Here is a 26926-nt window from a genome sequence, read left to right as displayed (position 1 = left end):
CTGCTGTTCGCGGCAGACAAACTGAAATACGAATGCACGCTGATACTTGTGGTGATCATTCGCAAGCGACGAACAGTCCATCACGCCGACCGGCATCGGCAGGTGGCAGCATTGCAGTTGCGCCTCGACTTGTAGTTACAATGCGCTCAACCTGATCAACACGCTGTGGAGTTGTACGCATTTATCAACTTTTTCATTTGAAGGCCAAGAGCGGTGCCAGCCTGCAGAAGCAGATTGTTGAACAGATCGTCGCCGCTATCGCGCAGGGTCACATCACAGCCGAAACGCCGCTACCACCCAGTCGCATTCTGGCCAGCCAGCTAGGCGTTGCCCGCAACACGGTTACGCTGGCCTACCAGCGCCTGAAAGAAGACGGCTACCTGTTGTCGCGCGAACGCAGTGGCTATTTCGTCAATCCCGAGTTCCTGAATCAAATCCCAGTCAGCCGCCCGGTCCCGGAGCCGGTCGAAAACGCGCAGACGCCGGACTGGGACAGTCGCCTGAAAATCAGCCTTTCCGAGCAGCGCAACATCAGAAAGCCGCAGGACTGGCAGCACTACAAATACCCGTTCATCTACGGGCAAGTCGATCACAGCCTGTTTCCGACCAATCACTGGCGGGAATGTTGTCGCGATGCAGTCAGCGTTGGCGCGATACGTGACTGGGCCAACGATCACGTGGACAACGATGACTCAGTACTGATCGATCAGATACACAAGCAGATACTGCCGCGGCGCGGAATCTGGGCGGAACCCGATCAGATACTGATCACCGTGGGCGCACAGCATGCACTGTACATGCTGGCGCGCTTGCTGCTGTCAGCGGATGTCACGGTGGGTATCGAAGATCCCGGCTACGTCGATTTTCGAAACATTGCCTCGTTGAGTGGCGCCCGGATCCGCGGCCTGCCTATCGATGAAAACGGCCTGATCCTCTCGCCGGACATCGACGAATGCGATTACCTGTACGCCACTCCCAGTCACCAGTCGCCGACGACAATAACGATGTCGCTGCAGCGGCGTTACGAACTGCTCGAACGGGCAGTCAGTTCGAGTTTCGTCATTATCGAAGATGACTATGAGAGTGAAATTGCGTTCTCGGACAACCCGACGCCCGCCCTCAAGAGTCTCGATTGCAACGAGCGGGTCATTTACGTCGGCAGCCTGTCAAAAACACTGGCCCCTGGCCTGCGCATGGGCTACGTGGTCGGCTCTACCCGCTTCATTGCAGAGTTGCGCCAGCTTCGCCGTCTGATGATCAGGCACCCGGCCGCCAACAATCAACGGTCAGTGGCGCTGTTTCTTGCCCGTGGCTACCACGATGCATTGACGCGTGCGCTGGTCGGCGCCTACCGGGAGCGCTACGCTGTACTCAAACAAGCGCTCAACAGCTACATGCCCAGCGCGACATTGTCGGAATCGGTTGGCGGTTCGTGTGTCTGGGTTCAGGGCCCCGCCGGTCTCAATGCCGGACTGCTGCGCAAGCGCGCCGCCGCCGCGGGTATTCTCATTGAAGCCGGCGATATCCATTTCCTGGGCGCCGAACCTCCACGCAACTATTTCAGACTCGGCTTTTCGTCGATTCCGCTGGAAAAAATCGAACCGGGCATTCGCGAACTCGGACGCATCGCCGACCAATTGATGAACGATTCCGCCGCCTAGCTGGTGCCAAATCCTGTGCAGCTCTGGTTCTAACTGCCGCCAAGCCGTTTTGCCTATCATGAAGCGCAAGCGTTTGCGTGGTCAGAAAACTATCACCAGCTGTCACCGACGCATTCCAAACTCACGAATTGAAAACGTCGGCACGCCAACCCCGAAAGCGGAGCGCGCGTGACCCAGCCAGGAGAACACTATGACCCGCATGACCCCCAGCGAAGCCTTTGTCGAAACGATGGTGGCACAAGGCGTTACCGATATCTTCGGCATCATGGGGTCCGCCTTCATGGATGCCATGGATATCTTCGAACCCGCCGGCATTCGCTTCATCCCGGTTGTGCATGAACAAGGCGCTGCACACATGGCCGATGGTTTCTCACGGGTAAGTGGACGGCACGGTGTCTGTATCGGCCAGAACGGTCCCGGCATCACCAATTGCGTTACCGGCATTGCCGCGGCGTACTGGGCCCATTCTCCGGTCGTCATCGTTACACCGGAAACCGGCACCATGGGCATGGGACTGGGCGGCTTCCAGGAAGCCAACCAGTTGCCGGTGTTCCAGGAATTCACGAAATACCAGGGCCATGTAAACAACCCGAATCGCATGGCTGAGTTCACCGCCCGCTGTTTCGATCGCGCGCTCACGGACCTGGGGCCGACCCAACTCAATATCCCGCGCGACTACTTCTACGGCGACCTAAATGTTGAGATTCCGGAGCCCATTCGTATTGAACGAGGCGCCGGCGGCAAAAATGCGCTGGACCAGGCGGCCGCATTGCTCGCCAGGGCCAAATTTCCCGTCATCATTTCCGGTGGCGGTGTCATCAATGCCAACGCCGTTGCCGAATGCCAGGCGCTCGCCGAGCGACTCGGCGCACCGGTCGTTAACAGCTATTTGCACAACGATTCCTTCCCCGCCGATCACCCACTCTGGTGTGGTCCGCTGGGCTATCAGGGTTCGAAAGCCAGCATGAACTTGCTCTCCAGGGCGGATGTCGTGCTCGCGCTCGGCACACGCCTGGGACCCTTCGGCACCTTGCCGCAGTACGGCCTTGAATACTGGCCCAAGGATGCCAGCGTTATTCAGGTCGACGCGGACCACAAGATGCTTGGTCTGGTCAAAGAGATCGCCGTCGGTGTTTGTGGTGATGCTGGCGCTGCGGCCGACGCAATCCTGAGCCGCATCAGCAGCGAGACACTCGCCTGTGATGCCACCAGGGACGAACGTGCCAGCCAGATCAAGAATGAAAAGAGCGCCTGGGAGCAGGAACTGAACGACTGGATACACGAAAAGGACGAGTTCAGCCTCGAGGCCATCAAAGCCGCGGATGGACGTTACATGCACCCGCGCCAGGCTTTGCGAGCACTGGAAAAAGCCTTGCCGACCGATGCCATGGTCTCCACCGACATTGGCAATATCAATTCGGTCGCGAACAGCTACCTGCGCTTCAAGCAGCCTCGCAGCTTCTTCGCCGCCATGAGTTTCGGCAATTGCGGTTACGCGTTCCCGACGATCATCGGTGCCAAGGTTGCGGCTCCCGAGCGACCAGCGGTCGCCTACGTCGGCGACGGCGCCTGGGGTATGAGCCTGATGGAAACCATGACCTGCGTGCGTGAGAACATTCCGGTGACTGCCGTTGTATTCAACAACGGCCAGTGGGGTGCCGAGAAGAAAAACCAGGTGGACTTCTACAACCGCCGCTTCGTTGGCGGCGAACTGGAGAATCAGAGCTTCGCTGGAATTGCTCGCGCGATGGGCGCCAACGGCATAACGGTCAGCGATGTAGCCGATGTCGGTCCGGCACTCGATGACGCCTTGCAAGCTCAACAGAAAGACGGTGCCACGACGATAGTCGAAGTGATGTGCACCCAGGAACTGGGCGACCCGTTCCGTCGGGATGCCCTGTCGAAGCCCGTGCGCTACCTCGAAAAATACCAGCAGTACGTCTGAACAATGGTGCGCTCAGCTGTTCGTCGCTGCCTCGGTCTGGCCGCCGTGGCATTGCCGCTCATCGCCTTTGGCGCTGAGTCCGAAACCGGGCCCGCGACGGACAGGGTTCCGTTTGCCAGCAGTTACCAACCACTGCCGGCACAAGCCGTACTATTGAAGAATGCGACGATTCTGACCGGCACCGGTCAGCGGCTGGAGCATGGCGATGTACTGATTGCAGACGGCCGAATCCGCCAGGTGGGCAGCGACCTTGCTGCAGGGGCCGCCAGCGAATACGACGCGAGTGGCCTGTGGCTGACTCCCGGCATCATCGACGTGCATTCGCACATTGGGGTTTACTCCAATCCCGGTGTCGAAGGCCACTCGGACGGCAACGAATCCGTTGCGCCCAACACGGCAGAAGTCTGGGCGGAACACAGTGTCTGGCCGCAGGACCCGGCCTTCATTACAGCTTTGGCCGGCGGTATCACCACGCTGCAAATACTGCCCGGTTCCGCCAACCTGTTTGGCGGCCGCGGCGTAACCTTGAAGGCAGTGCCCGGTGTGTCCGTCATGGACATGAAATTCCCGGACGCGCCGTACGGCATGAAAATGGCGTGTGGCGAAAACCCGAAACGGCTGTACAAGAGTCGCCGACGTTCGCCAGCTACGCGCATGGGCAATATTGCCGTTGTGCGCGAGGCCTGGATCGATGCCACCGAATACCGCGACAAGCTGCAGGCCCATGCCGAGGGCCACGGCAAAAAGCCCAAACGCGACCTCGAGCTGGAGACACTCGCCGGCGCATTGAATGGCGAGATTCTCGTTCACAACCATTGCTACCGTGCCGACGAGATGTCGCTGATGATCGACGTCGCCCACGAGTTTGGCTACCAGATCACCGCGTTCCACCATGCGGTCGAAGCCTACAAAATTGCCGACAAGTTAAGAGACAACGGCATCTGCTCCGCGATCTGGGCGGATTGGTGGGGCGCAAAAATGGAGGCCTTCGACGGCATACCGGCGAACGGGGTAATTCTGGATCAGGCCGACGCCTGCGTCGTAGTGCATTCCGACAGCAAGGTCGGCATCCAGCGATTGAATCAGGAAGCCGCAAAAATCATGCGTGCCGCGGCCGAAGTCGATATCGAGATAGCTCCCGAACACGCCATTCAGTGGATCTCGAAGAACGCCGCCGAAGCACTGGGAATACTCGAGCAAACCGGCACCGTCGAACCGGGCAAAATGGCTGACCTGGTGCTCTGGAGTCACAATCCGTTCAGCGTTTACGCCCGGCCTGTGCGGGTGTACATCGATGGCGCCGTCGCATTTGACCTTGACGACCAAAGTGCGAACCCGGTCTCTGATTTCAGCCTCGGGACGACCAGCCTGCACGAGGCACAACCATGAAAATTCGCCACATCGCCCTCTCGCTCGCCCTGTTGCCGGGCGCATTGCTGGCAGAAACACTGGTCATCAGAAACGCGACTGTGCACACGGTCGGCCCGCAGGGCGTGCTGAAAAACGCCAGCATCGTCATCGACGATGGTCGTATTACGCACGTGGGCGAGCCGCTTCCGACTGGCCGTGATGACGCCATCGTCATCGACGCGCAAGGTCGCATGGTGACGCCAGGACTGTTCACGCCGCTCGGGCAACTGGGTCTGATCGAAGTCAAATCCGTTGGATCGTCTGTTGATTCCGTTCGTCGTGGCTTTCAGTTTTCCGCCTCGTTCGATGTTGCCACGGCCTTCAATCCGAACTCCACGCTGATCCCGGTCGCCAGAATCGCGGGCATCACACAGGCTGCGGTGACGCCGACGGCCAACGACAGCACGGACGCGGACGGCAGCGCCTCGGTATTCTCCGGCACCGGCGCCATCGTTCACCTTGGACCGCACGCGCCGGCCGTCATCAAACAACGGGCGATGATGGTTGCCTACCTCGGTGTCAGTGGCGCGACACGCGCCGGCTCGTCCCGGGCAATGGCACTGCAAAAACTGCGAACAGCGCTTGCCGATGCAAAGGACTACTCCGCGTGGAGAATCACACAGCCGGATACCAGCGAGTATTCACTAAGCGAGGCGGATCTCATCGCACTGCAACCCGTGCTCGCAGGCGATACGCCCTTGCTTGTTTACGTTAACCGCGCCAGCGACATGGCCGGCATCGTAGACCTCGCCGCTCAATTCGGCATCCGGCTTGTCATCGTCGGCGGTGCCGAAGGCTGGCTCCTGGCCGACAAACTGGCCGCGACCGGCACGGTGGTCATCGTCGATGCGAGCGCGAATCTGCCTACCGGCTTTGACCATTTCAATGCGCGCCTCGACAATGCCGCGTTGCTGGCTGCGGCGGGTGTGGAGGTAGTGCTCGATGCGAACAGCAGCCGCCACAATCACAATGCGCGCAACATTACTCAGGCAGCTGGCATCGCCGTCGCAAACGGTCTCAACTGGGACACTGCGCTCCGTGCAGTAACGCTTGCACCCGCCAAGGTCTACGGCGTTGATGACGAAGTCGGCAGTATCGAGCCAGGCAAGCGCGCCAACATTGTTGTTTGGCGCGACGACCCTTTTGAGCTGAGCAGTTTCCCTGCAGAGGTCATCATTGACGGGGAAATCGTACCGAGAGTGTCCCGGCAAACCTTATTGCGGGACCGCTACCTCGCAACTGACGATGCCCGACCGCCGGCCTACCGCAAGCCGTAAGACGCGTATCCTCAAACGGGTCCTGTTGCCCGCCCAAGGGCGGCATCCAACGCATCCACAATGGCATCGATGTCCCGTTGATTGGCAATGAACGCCGGGCTCAGGGCCAATGTGTTGTTGAACTTCTGGAAGCTCCGGTTAGTGCGGCCGATGATCACGCCATGCGCCATACAGTCGGCGGCTATGCCGGCAACAACGGCTTCGGCAACCGGTTCTTTGGTATGCCGGTCGCTGACCAGCTCCAGACCTGCAAAAAGCCCTTTGCCACGCACGTCACCGACCATGGCATGCCGTTGTTTCAGCTCGAGAAGGCGATCCATCAGGTAAGCACCCATATCGACGACGTTATCAAGCAGGCTTTCGTCCTCGATGATGCGCAGGTTTTCCAGCGCAGCGGCCGGTCCCGAGGCACAACCACCGAACGTTGACACATCGCGGAAGTAGGCCATTCGGTCTGCCGGGTCGGCGACGAACTGCTGGAACACATCCTCGGTAGTGACGGTGCAGGAAATCGGCGCGTAGCCCGATGCAACACCTTTGGCCATCGTGACGATATCGGGTTGTACGTCGTAGTGCTGATAGCCAAACCACTTGCCGGTCCGCCCGACACCACACACCACCTCGTCCAGAATCAGCAGCAGCTGGTACTGCCGGCAGATCTCCTGAATGATTTTCCAGTAGCCCTCTGGCGGAGTGATGACCCCGCCACCCGCGGTAATCGGCTCGAGAATCACTGCGCCGACACTGTCCGGCCCCTCGCGCTGGATTACAGCTTCCAACTCACGGGCGGCCCGCTCACCGTAGTCGTGCACATCGCCATACTGACTTCGATAGCGGGAGCAGTGAGGCATCTCGACGAACCCCGGCGTGAACGGACCGTACTGCCCGCGCCGTTCTTCCTGGCCCGATGCGCTGAGCGTCGAGATTGTCGTGCCGTGGTAATCACGTTCGCGGTAGATGATCTTGTGCTTTTGTCCGTTGTGCCGCAGATGCGCAATCTGGCGAACGATCTTGAAAGCTTTCTCATTGGCTTCCGATCCGGAACTCGACAGATAGACCCGCGACAGACCGGGCATCTTGCTCAGCAATTTATCGGCAAACAACGCGCCGGGGATCGTTCCGGAAACTCCGGCGAAATAGCACATCTCAACCAGTTGATCACGCACAGCATTGGCGATTCTTTCGCGTCCGTAGCCAACATTGACGGTCCACAGTCCACCGGATACGGCATCGAGATACTGGTTGCCGTCGATATCCCAGATGTTCATGCCAGCGGCACGCGCCATGATCGTCGGGTACTTGTGCTCGAAAACACTGTGCTGCGTCAGGTGATGCCAGACACCGTCGCGATCCATCCGTTTGATGTCGTCGTAACTCTGATTCTTCTCGATCGCCTGCATTTCCCGGCTCCAGCGCAACAGTAAACAATGAGCAGACGATAAGCCCCCTGCGAGGAGCGGAAAAGAACCAAAGCGCGGTAACTTTTTGTACCAGAGCGCCTGCCAGAGTCTGCCAGCCGGCACTGGCAACGCGGGCATTAGTCGAACCCGAATAGCGCATGGCCTGGTGCCAAAAAAGGGTTCGCTATGGCTCTACCGGGACAAGGCGGGCTTCGCTATTTTGCCTTCTTCGACTGATTACAAAGCACCGGCGACCCGCCATCAGACCTCGAACAACCGGGCAAGGCGGGAAGCGCTGGAACACCGAAACCTATGCACGGACACATCACCTCACGCTGCCCGTCTGACCTGCTGTCCATCGCAGGGAGGCACAACGCTATCCGCACGGCGATCGTGAACTGCAGCAGTCTGCAGACGATGAACAGCGCCTATCTTGCCTGCCAACAGGGCTTGCTGGAGCCGGTCCTGATTGGCGACAAATGCAGTATCGAACGTCACGCGAAAACGCTGGCATGGGACATTTCGGCTATTCGCCAGGTGCCCAGCGACTCGGATTCAGCCGCGGCGCGAATAGCGGTCAGCCTGGCCAGGTCCTCGGAAGTAGCCGGATTGATGAAAGGCGACATTGCGACCGACGTACTGTTGCGTGCCGTCATCGACAAGCACAACGGCATACTGTGCGGCTCGCGACTGAGTCACGTGTTTCACCTCAGCGTGCCGGAGCAAGCCAGTGCGGTCTGCGTAACAGACGCCGTTATCAATGTATTGCCGGGGCTTGCCGAAAAACTGGCCATCGCCAGGAACGCTGTGTCACTGCTGCACGCACTCGAGATAGCGATGCCGCGTGTCGCGGTCCTGTCCGGCACTGAAAAGGCGAACACTTCAATGCCCTCAAGCATCGAAGCAGAACAACTGGCAAAGCTTGCCGCACAGGGTGAAATTGAAGGCGCGCTGCTTGACGGCCCGGTCGCGATGGACATTGCCGTGTCAGCGAATGCAGCAGCGCTCAAAGGTTACAAGAGCGATGTTTCTGGTCAGGCGGACGTGCTGCTGGTCCCCAGTGTCGAAGCGGGCAACATACTGTTCAAGGCAATGGTGCATTATCTCGGTGCCACCGCTGCCGGCCTGGTGCTGGGGGCAACCGCACCCATCATGCTGACCTCGCGCTCAGACCCACCCGAAGCCAGAGTCGCCAGCGCTGCGCTGGCATCCATTTATTGCGCCGCTAACGCCACTCACTAAGCACTGGCCGAGTGGATCAGGGCAATGACTTTGCTGTAGCCAGAATCAGGACGTACGGCTCTCGGTCGCCAGACTTTGATCCACAATTTTGCCGTCAGTCACGCGTTGATCGTAACCGGCCAAGCGGCGTTTCAGCGTCGGCGTCAGTATCAACAAGCCAAGAATATTCGGTACGCAGATAACAAACACCAGCGCATCGGAGAAACTCAGCACGGACTCCAGCTGGATGGAACAGCCAACAATCAGGAACAAGCAAAATACCGTCTTGAAACTATAGTCCGCCCACGTGCTCTTGCCGACCAGGTAAGTCCAGCCTTTCAAGCCGTAGTACGACCAGGAAATAGCGGTGGTAATGGCGAACAGGAATCCAGCGAAAGCCACGGCGTACGGTGACCACGAGACACTGCGTTCGAACGCGCCGGACGTCATGGCGATACCGTCGGGAATCTGGGTAATGCCGGGGTCGTAGTAAGACGCGGTAATAATCACCAATGCAGTCAGCGTACAAATCACAATGGTATCTATGAACGGCTCAAGCAGAGCAACATAACCTTCTGCAATGGGCTCTTTCGTTTGCGCCGCCGAATGCGCAACCGCTGCCGAACCGATACCGGCCTCGTTGGAAAACACGGCGCGCTGGAAGCCGATAATCATCACACCGATAGCACCACCGCTCAGGCTTTCCGGGTTGAATGCCTGGGTGAATATTGCTGAAACGGCGTAAGGCAGAGCTTCATAATTAAAGGTGATTATTGTCACCGCACCGATGCAATACAGCACCGCCATGAACGGCACCATTTTCTCGGTAACCCGGCCGATGCTTTTGATGCCACCGACAATGACCAGCGCAACTATGGCGGCGATCAAAATCCCGAACAACCAGCCTTTGTCACTGAACCAACTCGCGTCCTGCCCGCCGGTGACGCTGACGAACTGAATGTAAGCCTGATTCGACTGGAACATATTGCCGATGCCGAGGCAGCCGATTACAAGTCCAATCGCGTAGAACTTCGCCATCGCATTGCCGAGGCGTGGCAGGTTGCACTCCGCGAGACCGCGCTCCAGGTAGTACATCGGACCACCGGATACAGTGCCATCAGCGTGCGTGCGCCGGTACATAGTACCTAGGGCACATTCGACGAATTTGGTGGACATGCCGAGCATGCCAGCCACGATCATCCAGAACACCGCACCCGGTCCGCCGGCAGCGATAGCTACCGCCACACCACCGATATTGCCGATGCCCACAGTACCGGATACGGCTGTGGCCAGAGCCTGGAAGTGAGTGACTTCGCCCGGGTGACTGGCTTTCGCGTAGTCACCGCGCACTACCTTCAATGCATGCGGAAAGCCGCGTACATTGATGAAGCCGAAACTCAGCGTGAAATACAATGCGCCGGCAATCAACCAGACAACAATCAAAGGGACGTCTGCGCCGAGAACCGGAACACTGTAGAAAATCACACTACTGACAAACTCAGCGAGTGGCGCGACTGTATCGTCGATCAGCTGGTCGATATCCAGGCCCTGTGCCGCAGAAATCGACGGCAACAGCGCCAAAATAGTGACGGCAAAAGTGGCAAATCCGGACCTGGCGTTATCTCTCCATCGTATGCGATGAACTCCTGAGTCTTGCGCGTGCAGTGTCCTCTCCCCATTGACCGACCCCACCCCTGGAGCCCGCATTTTTTACTTCAACGCTAGTGTTTCCAAGCGTCCTTGTTGCGAATGACTTGCCCGGCCATTTCAAAAGTCGGTTTGCCATTGTCCAGCGCAAACTCCCCGTTCACCAGTACGTAAGACATGCCACTCGAATACGCTCTCGAGTTACGTAACGTCCAACGCGCATTGACCGCGAGTGCATCCGGGTCGAATACCTGCACGTCGGCTTTGTAACCTTCCTTGAGCAAGCCACGACCTGACAATGACAACATTTCCGCTGGCAATCCAGTGCCTGCCCGGATCGCATGCTCTAACGTTATCGCTTTGCGCTCGAATACGAATTCAGTGATCTTGTTGGTAAAAGACGCGAATACCCGCGGCTGCGCAAAACCACCATCGAGGTCGTAGATACCTGCGTCCGTGACTGTACCAAACCAGTCTTGTTTTACGAACTCGTCGATATCTTCGGCACTCAAGGTCTGAATTGAACGGTAACGGCCCCCATTGGGTAGAGTCGCATCGCCACGCTTCTTCACTTCCAGCACGACATCGACGGGATCACTCATGCCCAGTTCCTGGCCAATTTCCAGCAATGTCTGGCCCACCCACTGTGGCTGGCGCTTGCTTGCAATCAACTCGACGGACTCGGGACCACCGTGTTTGTCGATTTGCCAGGCAATATCGGCGCGCAATTCCATATTCTTTTTCGGGTTTTCCAGCGTCTGCAGCAATTCATCAAGCGAGTAGTCCTTACCCCGATAGTATTTGGTGGGGATCAGACTGAGGTTCATTGGGCTGTTGCCTGAATTCGTGAACGCGATCTGCTCGGCGTAAATTTTCGCGCCGCGTCCGCGCGCCTCTTCGATCAGGTCGATGATCTCGCGCGCCTTGCCCCAGTAAGACTGATGGGTGATCTTAAAATGGGTGAAATCGAAAACAACGCCTGACTGCTCCGCAATACGAATACCCTCTTTTACGTAGTCAATTACGTCCCAGCCATCGGGGTATTTTCTGAAACGGTCTTCGTACAGGCCATCGGCATTGTGGCCACTGGGCAGGTAGTAACGGTGCTGCGGGCCGGTTGCGCGCTCGTGCGCGATGATGATCCCGCGACGATCGTAATCGGCCACTGCCTTCGCCAGATAAACCAGCTCTTCCTCGTCGGAATAGCGGCCGCTGGCATACTCCAGGCCCAGCGACATGCCGAGCGCGCCTTCTTTCATGTAACGACGAACCAGATCAGCCATTCTGGACATTTCCTTGTCCGTGCTGAAGCGCTTGTAGTCGTCCGCACCCATTACTTCTTTACGGATGTTGTCATGGCCCAGCAGAACGAAAATGTTCATGCCCGCCGGCTGCGATTCGAGAAACTTGTACTGTTTCGCGATCTGTCCCCTGACCCGATTTGCGTATTTTCTGGAATGCCGGCCATCGGCACCGATGTTGATGGTGGTTATGCCCTGATAAAGCAAATTGAGCGCCGCCCGCCGGCTCTTTTCGTCACCAAGCACCGCTTTGTCGGCGTGCGTATGGACATCGATATAGCCAGGCGCAACCACCTGCCCGGTTGCGTCGATCGTGCGTGCCGCTGAACGGGTTTTCCCCAGACCCGGGCCAATCGCAACAATTTCGTCATCGACAATGCCGACATCGGCTTTGTAGCCAGCAGCGCCGCTGCCATCGATGACAGTGCCGCCGGTAATCAATACATCGAAGTCGGCCTTATCGGCAGCGAAGGCAGTCGCACTGGCAAACAGCACTACAACGAGCGACCGGATCAGGGTAGTCGGCATTCCACAGCTCCTCACAAGCCCATCGCGGGGAGTCTCCCCCACGATGGGCCTGGTCGTGATTTATTCAGAATCGGTAAGTTAACTGGCCGTACAGGTAGCGGCCTTCTGGCGATGCCATCCACGCGGGATAGCCGAAGGTCGCGTCCGCCAGCGGCGGATCACGGTCCAGCAGGTTGCGTGCGCCGATACGTGCTGTCAGACCATCGAACGAACCACCACGGAAACGGTAGTCAACGTGCGCGTTGACTGTGGTTCCCGGCATGAAGTGGCGGTATTCAAGTTCAGGACCGTCCAACTCCAACGAAGTGTCCATCACGGTACCTGCGTAGCGGGCAAACAAGCCTGCTCCCCAGTTTTCCCTCCACCACGTAATCGTTGCCGTGCCCCGCCAGGCGGGACGACGATCCCGACCACGCAATTCGCCAGCAGCGGTAACCAGGATGCCAGAATCATTCGCCTCGCTGACGTCCTTAATCAACTGCAGCAACGGCGTGAAATTCTGGTAGGCCGTTTCCAGGTAGGCCGCACTCAACTTGATGCGCATACCGCCGAGTTTGGTATCGCCAATTCTCAAATTGTTCAATCGGTAGTCGATACCAAAATCCACACCCTTGGTTGTTCGCGACTCAAGGTTCAGAAAACGTCGATTAATAGTCAGCATTTCGCCGGCAGGCTCAAGCCCGGATCCGGCGTAATAGTCGATGTCTTCCTGCGTTACCGGGGCACGCTCTACGTCCGCGTACGCTTCACCGGTTGACAGCCGTGTAGCCCAGTCAAGCTCAGCCGTATCCTGAACGCCGATGCCACCAAAGATACCTTCCTGCTCGATTGCCCAACGGTTCAGCGTCAGTGTCATGCCTTCAATAAACGGCGGCTGGTAGGTCATGCCAAAGGCATAGCTGGTGGTTTCTTCAGGTCCAATGTTGGTATTGCCTATGTACGGCGTAATAACGCCGTAGCTGAGGTCGCAATCACCCATGTCCGCATACAGTCCATTGTTTATGCCTGCCTGGCAACGATAGTTATCCTCGATGCCATTGGACGAACGCACGATGCGTGGCGCATTGACGACTTCCAGCGCCGGTGCAGAGAAGCCCTCGGTGTACGAGCCCCTGATTTGCAGGCTTTCAATGATGTGCCAACCGATGGCAATTTTCGGCTTCAATACACTACCGAAATCGCTGTAGTGCTCATAACGTGCTGCGAGCTGCATATCGAGTGATTCGATACCCGGAATGTCCATACCTTCGCTAACGATCGGAATCAACAACTCCGAGTACGCGGAGAAGATGTTTCGAGAACCGCTAAAGTCGGGCGTTGAACTCATGCCGAGCAGATCGCTGTCGGAGAACAGGCCCGTAATCGTATCGGTATAGGTGATTGTGCCATCCATACGCGGATCGCGGTCTTCCTCAAAGCTCTCGCGCCGGACTTCCGCACCGAGTGCCATACCGACGTAACCGCCCGGAATTAGCCACAGTTCGCCGTTCGACATTTTGAAGTCCGCTAGCGCCATCTCCGTGTTGTTCTTGCGGTATGCACTGATGGTTATGTCATCGATCGTCGCCGCGGGGCTGGGTGTACAGTCGACAGCGTTAACACCATTGATGTCGTCATTACAAAAGCCGTTGAACGGGTTGTAGGCCGTCGCATCCGTTCGATTCAAAGCCTCAAAGAACGCAACGTTACTGATGCCATTGGTCCGATCTTCGGTATCGGCACGTGACCAGAGCACAGCGCTTTCCCAACCCCAGTTACCCCATTCGCCACGCAAGCCGCCGAGCAGTCGATGACTGTTGTTGGTGACCTTGTAGATGCGCGGTCCGAAATCCATGGTGCGGTAGGCGGAAAGCTCGATATCAAGCCCTTCGGCCGGTGCATCGATCCCGGGCAGGCGATTCGGGTTCGGCGAACCGTCGTCGAGAAATTCGCGGCCAAACGGGTTCCAGTAAGCGTTTCTGCCTACCGTAAAGGTGGTCGACGGTGCGAACCAGCCGGGTTCGATCTGGCGTTCCAGAACACCCCGGTAAGTACCTGCTTCACCGAAAAACTCCAGGCCATTGCCCAGGTCGTGGTTGATGAACGTAAACGCGTTGATGCGTTCCAGATCGGGGCGCATCGAACGTTGCGGATTGCTGTCCAGTCGCTGGTCGCGACTGATTCCGAAATCGTCCATGCAGATATCGCCCGGCAAGTCCGCCCGGCAACCGGGCAGGGTATTGGGCTGAATGTGGAATTGCCCCGTCGCCGTGGTTATACGGTTGTCGGCGTTGCTAACCGGCACATTGCCGATAGTGCGGAAGGTACCCCACGCTGTATAAGTCGCACGGTTATCGAGCTGCAGGTCCCCCTCCCATGGCGTGCCTTCAAACAATGGGCGCAGATCTTCAGAACGCGAGAAATCGTGCTCTGTCGCCAGATAGCCGTCCTGACTGAAGTGATTCAGCGATACGGAAACGTTGGTCCGTCCCTGATTGAAGTCCTTGCCCCAGTAAGCAGAAAGGGTTCGGTGGGTGTAGTCGATGCCTTCTGCGCCGCCGTAACGACCGCTTAACGTCAGGCCTTCGAAGTCCTTCATCAGTACGGTATTGACCACACCGGCTGTAGCGTCCGTGCCGTACAGCGCAGACGCGCCGTCAGACAACACTTCAACACGCTGTACTCCGCGAGAAGGGACAGTGTTGGTGTTAACGGTAGTCGCGATTACATTGCCTTCGAACTGCGTTCCCGGGTGCTGGATAATCCGGCGCCCGTTGAGCAGGACCAGCGTGTTCGAAGAGCCCATGCCGCGCAGGTTGAGTGCCGCCACGTCACCACGTGCGCTTTGAATGGAAGCACGATCTACCGAGCCGATATCTTCAAACAACGAAACGTCAGCCTGCGACATTGTCGTCAGCATCTCTGCACCGGAGTTCGGTGCAATCGCATCGACGTCGTCGGACGATATAACGGAAACCGGCAGAATTCCGTCGATCTGCACGCCCCTGATATGCGACCCCGTTACGACGATCTCTTCCAGCTCCTGATCATCTTCGCCGCCCTGAGCAGCTGCTCCTTGCGCATTCACCTGCATCGCACAAAACAATGTCAGTGTGCCCACTGCAATGCGACGAAGAAGATTTTCCAAACCAACCATTAGACTGTCCCCCAAAATTTTGCTGAGTCCTGCATCGAACCCGATTGCCAATACTGCCAACCGGGAATCGCCGATTGAGGCAAGCTAACAACAAAGCGATAGTGCGGGTAGCACCACACAAATTTCAGAGTTGGTGCCAAGCTGTGGCTGGTACCCCACAGCGCAGCATTTTAGATGGCGCAACGCGCAGCATTTTGGCGCCGTCGAGAGACGAGCGACCGCGTGCAGAAATGCACAGAGCCAGCAAAAAGCAGTGCATTGGCAATGCGCATCTGCCCGTTCATGGGTCCCGCCCTGGCGTTCGGCGCGCAGCTTATGGCTATTGCAGAAGTTGCCTGCAGCGGCCACTGAAGCTTGAAATTGCACCCGGACACTGCGTGCCGGCTTCCGGTAAACTGGCTGTCCGGCGCAGGCCCGATGGGGCGCGCCTTGTCCACCAACGGGATAACCTTCAGGGAATCCGCAATGATCGGCCACAATATATTCGCGGGCGCGTTTGTTGACCGCTCGGGGCACCGGCGCAAAGACAAAGCCTGGCTGGATGCAGCGCTGGCACGCGACGATGCGGTCTTTGTGCCCGTATGGGGCGATCGTTGTCTGGCCACGGCCGAACCGCACCGCACGGTGCTGCTGGCTCGCGACGATCTCGCCGCATTCTCGGGCGCCATGCCGATTTTTCTGGGTGTATACCGGGATCAGCCCGCATTTGCCGTCGGTATCGACCGGGCAGAAAACACACCGTTTACGGATCACGGCGATTTTCATGATCTACGCTACCTCGGCAGCGTACTCCCGGCTGACGAGGCCAACCTCGTTGCCCATGCCCGGGCACTGGTCCTCTGGCATCAGGCGCAGAAATTCTGCGGTCGCTGTGGCGCAGCGACGCTGCCCAGTGCCGGCGGCAACGTACGATTGTGCGAACGTGAAACCTGTGCAACACAGGTTTTTCCGCGCGTTGACCCGGCAATAATTGTATTGGTCACGCGCGATGACGAATGCCTGCTGGGCCGGCAAAGTAGCTGGCCGGAAGGTCGCTATTCGACGGTAGCCGGTTTTGTGGAGCCCGGCGAAAGTCTCGAAGATGCGGTTGCCCGTGAGGTACTTGAAGAAACCGACGTCGAGGTCGAAGACGTGCATTACCACAGCTCACAACCCTGGCCGTTTCCTGCGTCATTAATGCTTGGCTTCCACGCCCGCGCGACCAGCGTGGCCATCAAGCTCAATGATGGCGAGCTGGAAGACGCACAATGGTTCAGTCGCAAAGAATTGCGTTCCGGCTTTCCCAAGTTGCCGCCGCGGCTGTCAATCGCAAGACGGCTGGTAGAAGACTGGCTCGACGAGACCTGTTGATACCGGCATGTGCCTCGTTGTCCTTGCATGGCGCAGCCATCCGCGTTACCGCCTGATCGTCGCCGCGAACCGTGACGAGTTCTTCGCACGCCCGGCCACTGCCATGCAGTGGTGGCGCGACCGGCCTGACATCCTCGCCGGCCGCGACCTGCAGGCGGGTGGAACCTGGCTTGGCGTCGGCAGAAGCGGGCACTTCGCAACCCTCACCAACTATCGCGAACCGCAGCGACCGCGTTATCACAAGCACTCGCGTGGCGAACTGGTCGCGGACTACATCGATGATTCCCGGCGACCACTGGACTACGCCGGCAATCTCAAGGGTGAACGGTACGCCGGGTTCAGCTTGCTGGTTGCCAATGCGGATTCGCTGGTCTGCGTTTCCAATCGCGATGCGCCTGCCCGGGCACTCGACGCCGGTGTTTACGGCCTGAGTAATGCTGCGCTCGATACGCCATGGCCAAAGCTGGTGCGTTGCCGCAACGGCCTGCACGAGTTGCTCCAGCGTGATGCAGTGAACCCGGCCGCATTGATGCGCATGATGGCCGACACTACGCCCGCACCCGTCAAGGACATGGACGAGCACCTGCCCTTCGCGATGGCGCGCGCCGTATCAGCGCCGTTTATCCGTACGCCGGACTACGGAACCCGCTGTACGACGGTAGTGCTGGCTGATTACGACGGTCACGTACAGGTGCAGGAGCGGCGCTTCGACGCAAGCGGCCAGCCAAGCGGCGAAGATCAGTTCGACTTCGACACCCTGACCGCAACCTGATCAGTCGACGCCGTACACGCGCAACAACCAGTCCCGAATCGCAACGATTTCTTCACCGCAAACCGCATGCGCCATCGGGTAAGCGTGCCACTCCGGCTCGAATCCCGCGGCCTGCAAGGTATTCCGCGACAACTCACCGAGCGTAATCGGCAGGATCGGATCGAAAGTACCGTGGGCGATAAACACCGGAAGATCCCGCGGCTGAGACGTCGGCGCTGCAGTGACCTCCGACTGAAAAACGTGGGTCATCGGCAGCCACGTTGAAAGCGCCATCAATCCGGCGAGTCGATCCGGGTAACGGAGTGCCGTGTGCAAGGCGATGGCTCCCCCCTGGGAAAACCCTGCCAGCACAATCTTGTCGGCGGGAACGCCGCGTTCCTGTTCGCGCTGCACTAACCGCAACAACTGTTCAGAGCTGGCGCGTATGCTCTCTTCGTCCTGAGGCCCGTCCCGGTCCAGGCTGATTATGTCGTACCAGGCACGCATGGCGATGCCGTTATTAAGTGTAACTTCCCGTATCGGCGCGTGCGGAAACACGAAGCGCAAGTTGAGCAGCCCGTCGAGCCGCAGCTCCGGAACGATCGGCTCGAAATCATGCCCGTCAGCACCCAGCCCGTGGAGCCAGATCACACTGCCGTCCACCTCGCCCTGACTCCCCGCTTCCACTGTTTCCAATAAAGACACCCATTGCTCCTGCATATGTTGATATTCGACCGCCGCATCCTACCAGCGTGACCTCCTTCCGGCACTGATAAGGCGGCTTGCCGCCGCGCACGCAGCACGGCCCATGGCGCCGGACCGAAATCAGGGCTTGACCCGAATATGCAAGCACTGATAGTTTTATGCGCATAATTATTCACAGCAAGTCCGATGCCAGACAATTCCCACACACCAAACGACCGACGTAATGCCATCAAAGCATTGCTGGCCGCCGGCCCTGCCGCGACCCAGCAGTCGTTGGTAGAGGCTTTGACAGCCCAGGGTTTTGTGGCAACCCAGTCCAGCGTCAGCCGCGATCTGCGCGAATTGACGGCCATCAAGACGCCAGCGGGCTATGTCCTGCCACAACCCGACACGAGTGGGGACGACGAGGTCACTGCCGTTGCCAGCCTCCTGCGCAATGTGCGTCCGGCCGGCCCCAACCTGCTGGTCATACATACCGCCATCGGTGGCGCCCAGCGGGTAGCGCTGGCGCTTGATCGCTGCGGCTGGCCGGAAATCATCGGCAATGTCGGCGGCGACGACACTGTCTTTACTGCAACCGCGAGTGCCAGCGACCAGCGCGCTGTCATCACCCGCATTGAACACTGCGCAAACCGCAGCTAAACCAACAAACGGAGTCTTCTGTGTCCAGCGATACCTCACCCATTATTCTTGCGTTCTCCGGAGGGCTGGATACGTCGTTTTGCGTCCCATGGCTGAAGCAAACCTACGGCCGTGAAGTCATTACGGCCTGCGTCGACACGGGCGGCCTCGATGCGGCTGCCGCCAGCAACCTGCGCGAGCGTGCCCTGGCACTCGGTGCCATTGAGCACCTGCTGCTGGACTGCAAGCAGGTCTTTTTTGAGCGGGTCATTCGCTACCTCATCGCCGGCAATGTCTATCGCGGACACGCCTACCCACTGTGCGTTGGCGCCGAACGCGGTGTGCAGGCGGCGGCACTCGCACAACTCGCAATCGAACGTCAGGCAACAACGGTCGCACATGGCTGCACGGCGGCCGGCAACGACCAGGTACGTTTCGAAGTGGCCTTGCGGACGCTCAACCCCGGACTTGAAGTGCTGGCACCCGTACGCGACAACAACTGGGTTCGTGACGAGCAACTGGCATACCTGCAGGAACGTGAGTTGCCGCTGCCACCGCAAGGGTCCGCCTACTCAGTTAATCGCGGCTTGTGGGGCATCACCATTGGTGGTCGCGAAACCCTGACGTCCGAGAACTCCATTCCGGAAGATGCCTGGGTATTGTCCGCGGGCGCCTACTCTCAACCACTGCCACCCAGCAAACACAGCCTCTCGTTCAAGGCGGGCATCCCGGTCGCGCTCGACCAACAGCCACTGCAAGCCGTTGAACTGATCGAGAAACTGGAACAGCTCGCCGGTGCTTACGGAATAGGCCGCGGCATACACCTCGGCGACACAGTACTCGGTACCAAAGGGCGGGTAGCGTTCGAAGCACCCGCTGCTGTCACTTTAATAACGGCTCACCGGGAACTGGAAAAACTGGTCCTCAGTGCACATCAGTCGCGCATCAAAGACAGCGTCGCAGCAACTTATGGCGACATGATTCACGAAGGCCGGCAACTCGATCTGGCTGCCCGTGATATCGAGGCATTACTGGCCTCGTCGCAGCAGCGCGTTACGGGTGACGTGCACTTCACGTTGCAACCCGGCAGCCTGTTCATTAATGGCGTCACCTCGCCGCACTCTTTGCTCGCCGCCACCCGCGGCGTCTACGGCGAAGCTGCGGGTGAATGGAGTGCGTCGGATGCACTGGGCTATTCACGGGTTCTGTCGCTGCCCGGCATGTTGCAAACCCGCGCCGCAGGAAAGGATTGAACATGCGCAGCATCCTCGTTGACAAAATCGCGTCGGTCGCCCAACACAGCAACCTCAGTCAGGAATTGCGACTGGCGGATGACATCCCCTGCGAAGAAGGCGTCCTTATCGCTGTTCGGGTACTGAACAACAAGTCGCGTTACAACACGCTCGAACTTGTCAGTGGGCGTATGGCCACCGTCAAACAGGGCGACATCGTGGTCGGTGCGCTGGGCCATCGCAAAGCCCTGCGCGGTTACTCGGGGCATCTGCCGGAAAAACTGAACGTTGGTGATACGGTACAGATTCTGAATATCGGCGGCGTCGTTGGTATCTGCGATTCAGCAAACCCGGATGTAGGGCCGCCGTTCGAATGCGAAGTGCTTGGCACCGTGCTGCATTTCCCCTACCTCGGTGAGCGTATCGGTGTGCCTGCCCGGGTCGGCTCGACCGTTCTTAACGCCGACGCGGACCTCGGCACACTCGGCATACCGGTCGTCGCTCTGGCCGGTACCTGCATGGATTCCGGCAAGACAGTCGCTGCCTGTGCAGTCGTCGCCGGTTTACGCCACCGCGGTTTGCGCGTCGCTGCCTGCAAGGCAACCGGAGTCTCACTGCGGCGGGATATTCTGGCGATGGAAGACGCGGGCGCCAGTGAAGCCATGATCTTTTCCGATCTCGGTATCGTCACAACCACGGCTGCAAACGGCCCCATACTTACCCGTAACCTCCTGCGCAATCTGGCAACGCGGGAAGTCGATGTCATCGTTGTTGAACTGGGCGACGGCCTGATTGGTGAATACGGTGTCGAAGCCATACTCTCCGACCCGCTCATACGGGACGCATTCACGGCCGTCGTACTGTGCGCGAACGACCCGGTTGGTGCGTGGGGCGGTGCGCGAATTCTGCGCGAACAATTCGGCATTGAACCGGCCATCGTGACCGGCCCGGCTACGGACAATGCCGTTGGCATTGACCAGATCCGGCTACGGCTGTCATTGCCCGCCATCAATGCACTAACGGATGGCGCCGCCCTCGGCAATCTCGTGGCTGATATCGTCGCGCCGGCAACTGCGGGAGCAGCCACGTGAGCAACAAGATTCCTGCAATGGTACTGGGCGCTACCGGTTATGTCGGCGGAGAGCTGCTGCGCCTGCTCGCCGTGCACCCGGAGTTCAAGTTGCTTGCCGCTGTTTCAACCTCGCAAGCCGGACAGCCGATCGCGGCGACTTTTTCCGCGCTCGCGCCGGCGTGGCCCAACCTCACCTTCAGCACACCGGAAGACAGTCTCGCCATGCTCGCGGACGTTGACCGGCTGGCACTGTTCTCTGCGGCACCGCACGGCGCATCGGCGGCAATGGTCGCGCAATTCGTCGCGGCGGCACACAGCCACGGTGTCGAACTGCACGTTGTCGATTCCTCTGCCGACTTTCGCTACCGGACGGCCGCGGACTACGAAGCCGTTTACGCAAGTACGCATGGCGCCAGCGAGTTGCTCGCCGACTTCGAGCAGGGTGTGCCGGAACACGTAGCGGCAACCAGCAAACAACATGTCGGTCACCCCGGTTGTTTCGCAACAGCGGCATTGCTGGCGGCCGTACCCTTGTGCGCCTCTTCGTTCGCCCCTAGCAGCCTGTTCATTAACGGTATCACCGGCAGTACAGGCTCGGGTCGCAGCCCGTTGCCCGGCACGCACCATCCGGAACGACACAGCAATCTGTACGCTTACAAACCGCTGGCACACCGGCATGCGCCGGAAATTGCGGCGTACATCGCCACTGCCGGAGGCGGCGACGTTAGAGTGAATTTCGTGCCGCATTCCGGTCCGTTTGCGCGCGGTATACACGTAACCCTGCAGGCCGAACTTCCCAACGCGGTCAGCGTCGACGACCTGCGCCAGCACTATCGCGACTACTACGCCAACGCGAGTTTTGTTCGGATCGTTGATGGCACGCCGCGCATCAAGGACGTTGTAACCAGCAACTATTGCCATATAGGCGTCGCGGCCGAGGGCAATAACGTCGTTGTCATGAGCGCGATCGACAATCTCGTCAAAGGCGCGGCCGGTGGTGCGATGCAATGGATGAACCGTCTGTGGTCGCTCCCCGAAACCCATGGCTTGCTGGCGACAGCACCCGCCTGGACCTGAGGTGACCATGCAATCCAACGCCAAACAACGCGAAGCGGCGGCAACAGTACCGGTTTATCCTCAGCTGGACATCGACCCGGTGCGCGCCGCGGGTTGCGACATTTTCACGCGCGACGGCCGGCAGATTCTCGATCTGTACGGCGGTCATGCGGTAGCCGCACTCGGCTATTCGCATCCGCGACTGTTCGGAGCCATTGACGAGCAAGCGCGTCGCCTGCTCTTTCAAAGCAACGCGGTGGCACTTGATATCCGGGCCGCCGCCGCTGAAGCATTGGTCGCAATCGCCCCGGAAACACTCACCCGTGCGTTCTTTGTCAACAGCGGCGCGGAAGCCAACGAAAATGCATTGCGCATAGCTTGCAAGGCGACTGGGCGCGGCAAGATCGTCGCTTTGACGCAGGGCTTCCACGGCCGGACGGCAGCGGCGGCGGCCGTCACCTGGAATGCGGCGCAAAGCTGGTACGGCTTCCCGCGTCTGCCATTTGATGTCGAGTTTCTGCAACGCAATGACATCGAAGCAGCGAAACGCTGTATCGACAAGAGCGTCGCCGCCGTTATTTTTGAACCGGTGCAGGGCGTCGCCGGTGCCTACGATCTCGATTTCGAATTCGTTGCCGCTTTGCGGGCCGCCTGCGACAAGAGCGGTGCATTGCTGATCGCCGATGAAGTGCAGTCCGGCATGGGTCGCTCCGGGCAGTTCTTTGCCTCCCAGGTATACGGCGTTGAACCGGACCTGCTGACCAGCGCCAAATCCCTCGGCGGCGGTTTTCCGTGTGCGGCCCTGTTGTGCTCGGAACAACTCAGTGCCGGTATGCACAGCGGCGATCTGGGCTCCACGTTTGGCGGTGGCCCGGTAGCCGCGGCTTCGATACTGGCGGTCATCGACACCATTCGCGATGAGAACCTGCTGCAAAACGTTCGCGAACGCGAAGCACAGATTCGAGAGCTGTGTGTTACCGGTCCGGTACAACGCATACAGGGCATGGGACTCCTGCTGGGCCTGGTCTGCGACCGACCGGCCAAAGAAGTCCACGCAGCATTGCTCGAGCACGACATCCTCACCGGCACAAGTGCCGACCCCACTGTTGTACGACTGTTGCCGCCGCTGGTGCTGCAAGCCGATCACGTAAACCGGCTGGCAGAAGCGCTCGCAACCATCGTTCCGAATACCTGATCGTAAGGACTAACCATGAAAGCGTTTAACGACCTCGCCGACTTTGCCCGGGAAGACATCGCCAGCCTGATAGAGCTGGCTACCCGCCTCGACCATTCGCCGGAACCCGAGGCGCTGCGCGGCAAGGTCTTGTCGTTGCTGTTTCTGAGCCCGTCGCTGCGCACACTGGCCTCGTTTCAGGCAGCCATGGTCCGCCTCGGCGGCGGTTCGTTTGTCATTTCACCGGACATGTCCATCCACGGCCTGGAAACCCGGCCCGGTATCGTCATGGACGGCACTGCTGCCGAACACATACGTGAAGCTGTACCGGTGATCGCCTCTTACGGCGATGCCATCGGCATACGCGCGTTCGCCGAACGCCGCAGCCTGGAGGCCGACCTGGCCGAAACAGAATTCTCGGCGCTGACGAAGCTGGCCAACAAGCCCTACATCAATATGGAATCGGCCATGAACCACCCGTGCCAGAGCCTCGCGGACTGGAAAACAATGGACGATCTGGGCATTCCGGCGAGCGGTGGAAAATTCGTACTGAGCTGGGCCTATCACCCGAAGGCGCTGCCGCTCGCTGTGCCATCGGCCACCGTGCACATGGCTGCCATGCGTGGCATGGACGTCACTGTCCTGCGCCCGGAGGGCTTCGAACTGCCGGACAGCATTATGGACAAGGCGCGATCCGCGGCGGCGGCATCCGGTGGCTCCGTCACCGAGACCGACGACCGGCAAGCCGCTATGCAGGACGCCCACGTCATCTACGCAAAATCATGGTCATCAACGAAACACTACGGCGACCGTGCCGGTGACGAGGCTTTACGCCGTGGCCTCGACAACTGGTGCGTCGACGAGCCCTGGTTCGAAGCCGCGCGCGATGACTGCCGTTTCATGCATTGCCTGCCCGTGCGTCGCGGCGTCGTGGTCAGCGAGGCGGTGCTCGATGGACCGCGCAGCGTTGTCATACACGAAGCACGTAACCGCATGCTGGCGCAGATGGCTGTGTTGCACCAAATGCTCGGAGGCTCGAAATGACCCTGAATCGCGACCGCGCCGTCGTCGTCTCGGCACTGAAACACGCCGCACCGTATATCCGTTTGTTCAAGGGCAAGGTGTTTGTCCTGAAAGTCGGCGGGGAAATTTTCGCGGATGCGGCGACGACGCGTACGATCATGGAACAGGTCGGCATCCTCTACCAGGTAGGCATCAAGGTCGTCCTGGTGCACGGTGGCGGCCCGCAATCCACCGAGCTTGCGAAAGCGCTGGGTCTGGACACCAAGTTTATTGATGGGCGACGGGTAACCGACGGTCCGTCACTCGATGTCGCCACCATGGTTTTGAACGGCCAGATCAACACCCGCGTACTGGCTGTGTGTCGCGATCTCGAAATTCCTGCCGTCGGCATCAGCGGCGTGGATGCCGGCCTGATCCGCGCTCATCGCAGGCCGCCCGTGCAGAAAGCCGGTCAGGCTGACGTTGATTACGGATTCGTCGGTGACATCGACACTGTCGATGCGGACGTGTTGCGCAAGCAACTGGACAACGGCCTGATGCCGGTGGTCAGCCCGCTGTCCTGCGATTCCGCCGGCACCGTTCTGAACATCAATGCGGACACGGTCGCCGCCGCCATTGCAGCCGAGCTCAAAGCCGAGAAGCTGATACTCGCCACCGGCGCGCCAGGCATCCTCAAGGACCGCAACGACCCGCAATCCCTCATCTCTTATATAGACCGCGCGGGTTTGCGCAAGCTTGGCGATGACGGCCACCTTGCAGACGGCATGTTGCCGAAAGCGGCCGCCATCGATGCAGCGATAGCGAATGGCGTCAGCCGCGTGCACATCATTTCCTACAAGATGCCGGACAGCTTGTTGCTGGAAGTGTTCACCAACGAAGGCACCGGCACGCTGGTCGTCGATGACATAGGTGCATTGACGCCGGCAGAACAAAGCGCGGCCGAGGAACAGTCATGAGCCGGCTGTGGGAAAAAGGCCTGCCGCTTGATGAGCGGGTGCTGCGCTACACGGCCGGTGAGGATCACGTACTCGACGCCAGGCTGGTCGACTACGACGTACAAGGGTCGATTGCGCATGCAGAGATGCTTAATCAGCAAGGCCTGTTGAGCGATGACGATTGCAAGGCGATCTGTACGGGCCTTGTTGAACTTGGCCAGCAACATGCAGCCGGCGATTGGCAAATCGAGCTGGCCGACGAGGACGTGCACACAGCACTGGAAACCCGCCTCACTAAAAACATAGGTGATGCCGGTGGCCGCCTGCACCTCGGTCGCTCACGCAACGACCAGGTGTTGACGGCATTGCGGCTCTACTTGCTCGATGCAGTCAAAGCCGTGAAGAACAGCGTGCACGGCCTGCACGAATCACTGGCGGAACTTGAACAGCGCCAGGGTGAGCTCACCTTGCCCGGCTACACGCACATGCAACAGGCCATGCCCTCCACGGTCGCCTGGTGGGCAGGCGGGTTTGCAGAAGGCTTCGCGGATGCGCTGGACGGCCTCGACAGCAGCTGCCGGCGGATGGCGAAGAACCCGCTGGGCAGTGCGGCCGGTTACGGCACGCCCGGTCTCAATCTCGATCGCGACGCGACCACCCGAAAACTGGGTTTCGAGGTCACACAAACCCCCGTAACCGCGGTGCAGCTATCGCGCGGAAAGGCGGAAGCCGGCCTGTTGTTCGAACTGACTCTGCTGATGCAGGACCTGGGACGACTCGCCAGCGATCTGTTGCTGTTCTACACCCAGGAATTCGGCTATATCGCTTTGGCCGACGACGTTACCACCGGCTCGTCGATCATGCCGCAGAAGCGCAACCCGGACGTACTGGAACTGGTGCGTGGCGCAACGGCAACCGTGCAGGCCAGCCTGCAGGAATGCCTCTTGATTGTGGCCAAATTGCCGTCTGGTTTTCAGCGCGATGCGCAGCGCATCAAGGCGCCTCTGTTCCGCGGCATTGACCTCACTATCGAAAGTGTCGACATCATGGCTTATCTGATTTCCCGCATGGAATTCCAGCCCGAGAACATCCGCCTGGACGACGGGCTTTACGCCGCCGAGCGCGCCTACGCACTGGTCGCCAGCGAAGGCATACCGTTCCGTGACGCCTACCGACGCGTGGCCGCACAGTACGGCGGGAAACAACAGCCGGACTGAAATCCCGCCACAAGCGGCAACCCGCATTTCGATCTGGTATACCATGCGACTACTCGAAACCCGGTAGACGCGCATGAAACTCACTCGCACTTTGGCCAGCATTCTGCTGGCCACACTCGCCCTGTCGGCCTGCGGCCAGAAAGGGCCGCTGTACTTGCCCGGCGACCCGAACCAGGTCCGCTCGGAAGTGCCGACGACCAACAGCAGCACCGCTCCTGACGAAGACGATCAGGAAGAACAAGACGAACAACAACCCTGAACACA

21 protein-coding genes are annotated in these 26926 nt (G+C 59.2%); 16 read left to right on the top strand and 5 right to left on the bottom strand.

What is annotated here, in order from left to right; genetic code table 11:
• The first annotated feature begins 197 nt into the window (after positions 1 to 197).
• The 4 genes from pdxR to BA177_RS02205 all read left to right on the top strand — a co-directional run bounded on the left by pdxR (position 198) and on the right by BA177_RS02205 (position 6293).
• Entirely contained in the window at positions 198 to 1661 is a 1464-nt protein-coding gene (gene pdxR / locus BA177_RS02220; RefSeq protein ID WP_197493283.1) for a MocR-like pyridoxine biosynthesis transcription factor PdxR, read from the top strand.
• Between the two features lie 199 nt (positions 1662 to 1860).
• Positions 1861 to 3606, top strand: a complete 1746-nt coding sequence (gene xsc, locus BA177_RS02215) for a sulfoacetaldehyde acetyltransferase (protein WP_068612355.1) — start codon at positions 1861 to 1863, stop codon at positions 3604 to 3606.
• A gap of 3 nt (positions 3607 to 3609) precedes the next feature.
• Positions 3610 to 4995, top strand: coding sequence for an amidohydrolase (locus tag BA177_RS02210; protein WP_068612354.1), 1386 nt, complete (start codon positions 3610 to 3612; stop codon positions 4993 to 4995).
• A complete protein-coding gene (locus BA177_RS02205; protein WP_068612352.1) occupies positions 4992 to 6293 on the top strand; it encodes an amidohydrolase family protein in 1302 nt (433 codons plus the stop codon). Before BA177_RS02210 ends, BA177_RS02205 begins: the two co-directional genes overlap by 4 nt.
• Before the next feature lie 11 nt (positions 6294 to 6304).
• Here the strand turns inward: BA177_RS02205 and BA177_RS02200 are convergent, their stop codons facing one another.
• Positions 6305 to 7693, bottom strand: coding sequence for an aminotransferase family protein (locus tag BA177_RS02200; RefSeq protein WP_068612350.1), 1389 nt, complete (start codon positions 7691 to 7693; stop codon positions 6305 to 6307).
• Positions 7694 to 8005: 312 nt separating this feature from the next.
• Here BA177_RS02200 and BA177_RS02195 point away from each other — a divergent pair, with 312 nt between their 5' ends.
• A complete protein-coding gene (locus tag BA177_RS02195; protein ID WP_068612349.1) occupies positions 8006 to 8935 on the top strand; it encodes a bifunctional enoyl-CoA hydratase/phosphate acetyltransferase in 930 nt (309 codons plus the stop codon).
• A 45-nt stretch (positions 8936 to 8980) separates the two neighbouring features.
• Here BA177_RS02195 and BA177_RS02190 read toward each other — a convergent pair whose 3' ends face one another.
• From BA177_RS02190 to BA177_RS02180, 3 genes are all read right to left on the bottom strand, one after another.
• Positions 8981 to 10495, bottom strand: a complete 1515-nt coding sequence (locus tag BA177_RS02190; protein WP_068612347.1) for an alanine/glycine:cation symporter family protein — start codon at positions 10493 to 10495, stop codon at positions 8981 to 8983.
• 140 nt (positions 10496 to 10635) lie between these two features.
• Positions 10636 to 12390, bottom strand: coding sequence for an N-acyl-D-amino-acid deacylase family protein (locus tag BA177_RS02185; protein WP_082989790.1), 1755 nt, complete (start codon positions 12388 to 12390; stop codon positions 10636 to 10638).
• Between the two features lie 64 nt (positions 12391 to 12454).
• Positions 12455 to 15526 carry a TonB-dependent receptor plug domain-containing protein gene (locus tag BA177_RS02180; RefSeq protein WP_068612343.1) on the bottom strand — a complete coding sequence of 1024 codons (3072 nt, stop codon included), beginning with the start codon at positions 15524 to 15526 and terminating at the stop codon, positions 12455 to 12457.
• Positions 15527 to 15991: 465 nt separating this feature from the next.
• Here BA177_RS02180 and nudC point away from each other — a divergent pair, with 465 nt between their 5' ends.
• Positions 15992 to 16876, top strand: a complete 885-nt coding sequence (gene nudC / locus BA177_RS02175; RefSeq protein ID WP_068618752.1) for an NAD(+) diphosphatase — start codon at positions 15992 to 15994, stop codon at positions 16874 to 16876.
• 7 nt (positions 16877 to 16883) lie between these two features.
• Positions 16884 to 17648: an NRDE family protein gene (locus BA177_RS02170; protein ID WP_068612341.1), complete on the top strand. Its 765-nt coding sequence runs from the start codon at positions 16884 to 16886 to the stop codon at positions 17646 to 17648.
• On the opposite strand, the gene BA177_RS02165 is transcribed toward BA177_RS02170, so the two are convergent.
• Positions 17649 to 18332: an alpha/beta hydrolase gene (locus tag BA177_RS02165; RefSeq protein WP_231892477.1), complete on the bottom strand. Its 684-nt coding sequence runs from the start codon at positions 18330 to 18332 to the stop codon at positions 17649 to 17651.
• A gap of 186 nt (positions 18333 to 18518) precedes the next feature.
• On the opposite strand from BA177_RS02165, the gene BA177_RS02160 reads away from it, so the two are divergent.
• The 9 genes from BA177_RS02160 to lptM all read left to right on the top strand — a co-directional run bounded on the left by BA177_RS02160 (position 18519) and on the right by lptM (position 26921).
• Positions 18519 to 18974, top strand: a complete 456-nt coding sequence (locus BA177_RS02160; protein WP_068612339.1) for an arginine repressor — start codon at positions 18519 to 18521, stop codon at positions 18972 to 18974.
• A gap of 20 nt (positions 18975 to 18994) precedes the next feature.
• A complete protein-coding gene (gene argG, locus BA177_RS02155; RefSeq protein WP_068612337.1) occupies positions 18995 to 20206 on the top strand; it encodes an argininosuccinate synthase in 1212 nt (403 codons plus the stop codon).
• A 2-nt stretch (positions 20207 to 20208) separates the two neighbouring features.
• Positions 20209 to 21276 carry a P-loop NTPase family protein gene (locus BA177_RS02150; RefSeq protein ID WP_068612335.1) on the top strand — a complete coding sequence of 356 codons (1068 nt, stop codon included), beginning with the start codon at positions 20209 to 20211 and terminating at the stop codon, positions 21274 to 21276.
• Positions 21273 to 22334, top strand: coding sequence for an N-acetyl-gamma-glutamyl-phosphate reductase (gene argC, locus BA177_RS02145; RefSeq protein ID WP_082989788.1), 1062 nt, complete (start codon positions 21273 to 21275; stop codon positions 22332 to 22334). The genes BA177_RS02150 and argC overlap by 4 nt, the downstream gene beginning before the upstream one ends.
• Positions 22335 to 22341: 7 nt before the next feature.
• Entirely contained in the window at positions 22342 to 23508 is a 1167-nt protein-coding gene (locus tag BA177_RS02140; protein WP_068618745.1) for an aspartate aminotransferase family protein, read from the top strand.
• 15 nt (positions 23509 to 23523) lie between these two features.
• On the top strand, positions 23524 to 24531 hold the full coding sequence (locus BA177_RS02135; RefSeq protein ID WP_068612332.1) for an N-acetylornithine carbamoyltransferase: 1008 nt from the start codon (positions 23524 to 23526) through the stop codon (positions 24529 to 24531).
• Positions 24528 to 25466, top strand: a complete 939-nt coding sequence (argB, locus tag BA177_RS02130; RefSeq protein ID WP_068612330.1) for an acetylglutamate kinase — start codon at positions 24528 to 24530, stop codon at positions 25464 to 25466. Before BA177_RS02135 ends, argB begins: the two co-directional genes overlap by 4 nt.
• Positions 25463 to 26662 (top strand): argininosuccinate lyase, encoded by a 1200-nt coding sequence (gene argH, locus BA177_RS02125; protein ID WP_068612328.1) that lies wholly within the window; start codon positions 25463 to 25465, stop codon positions 26660 to 26662. The genes argB and argH overlap by 4 nt, the downstream gene beginning before the upstream one ends.
• A gap of 73 nt (positions 26663 to 26735) precedes the next feature.
• Complete coding sequence (gene lptM / locus BA177_RS02120) at positions 26736 to 26921, top strand: LPS translocon maturation chaperone LptM (protein WP_068612326.1); 186 nt, start codon at positions 26736 to 26738, stop codon at positions 26919 to 26921.
• Positions 26922 to 26926 lie beyond the last annotated feature (5 nt).

The sequence above is a fragment of the Woeseia oceani genome, assembly GCF_001677435.1.
GTDB lineage: Bacteria > Pseudomonadota > Gammaproteobacteria > Steroidobacterales > Woeseiaceae > Woeseia > Woeseia oceani.
The sequence above is the reverse complement of the archived record's forward strand: the minus strand, read 5'-3'. Positions and strand labels throughout refer to the sequence as shown.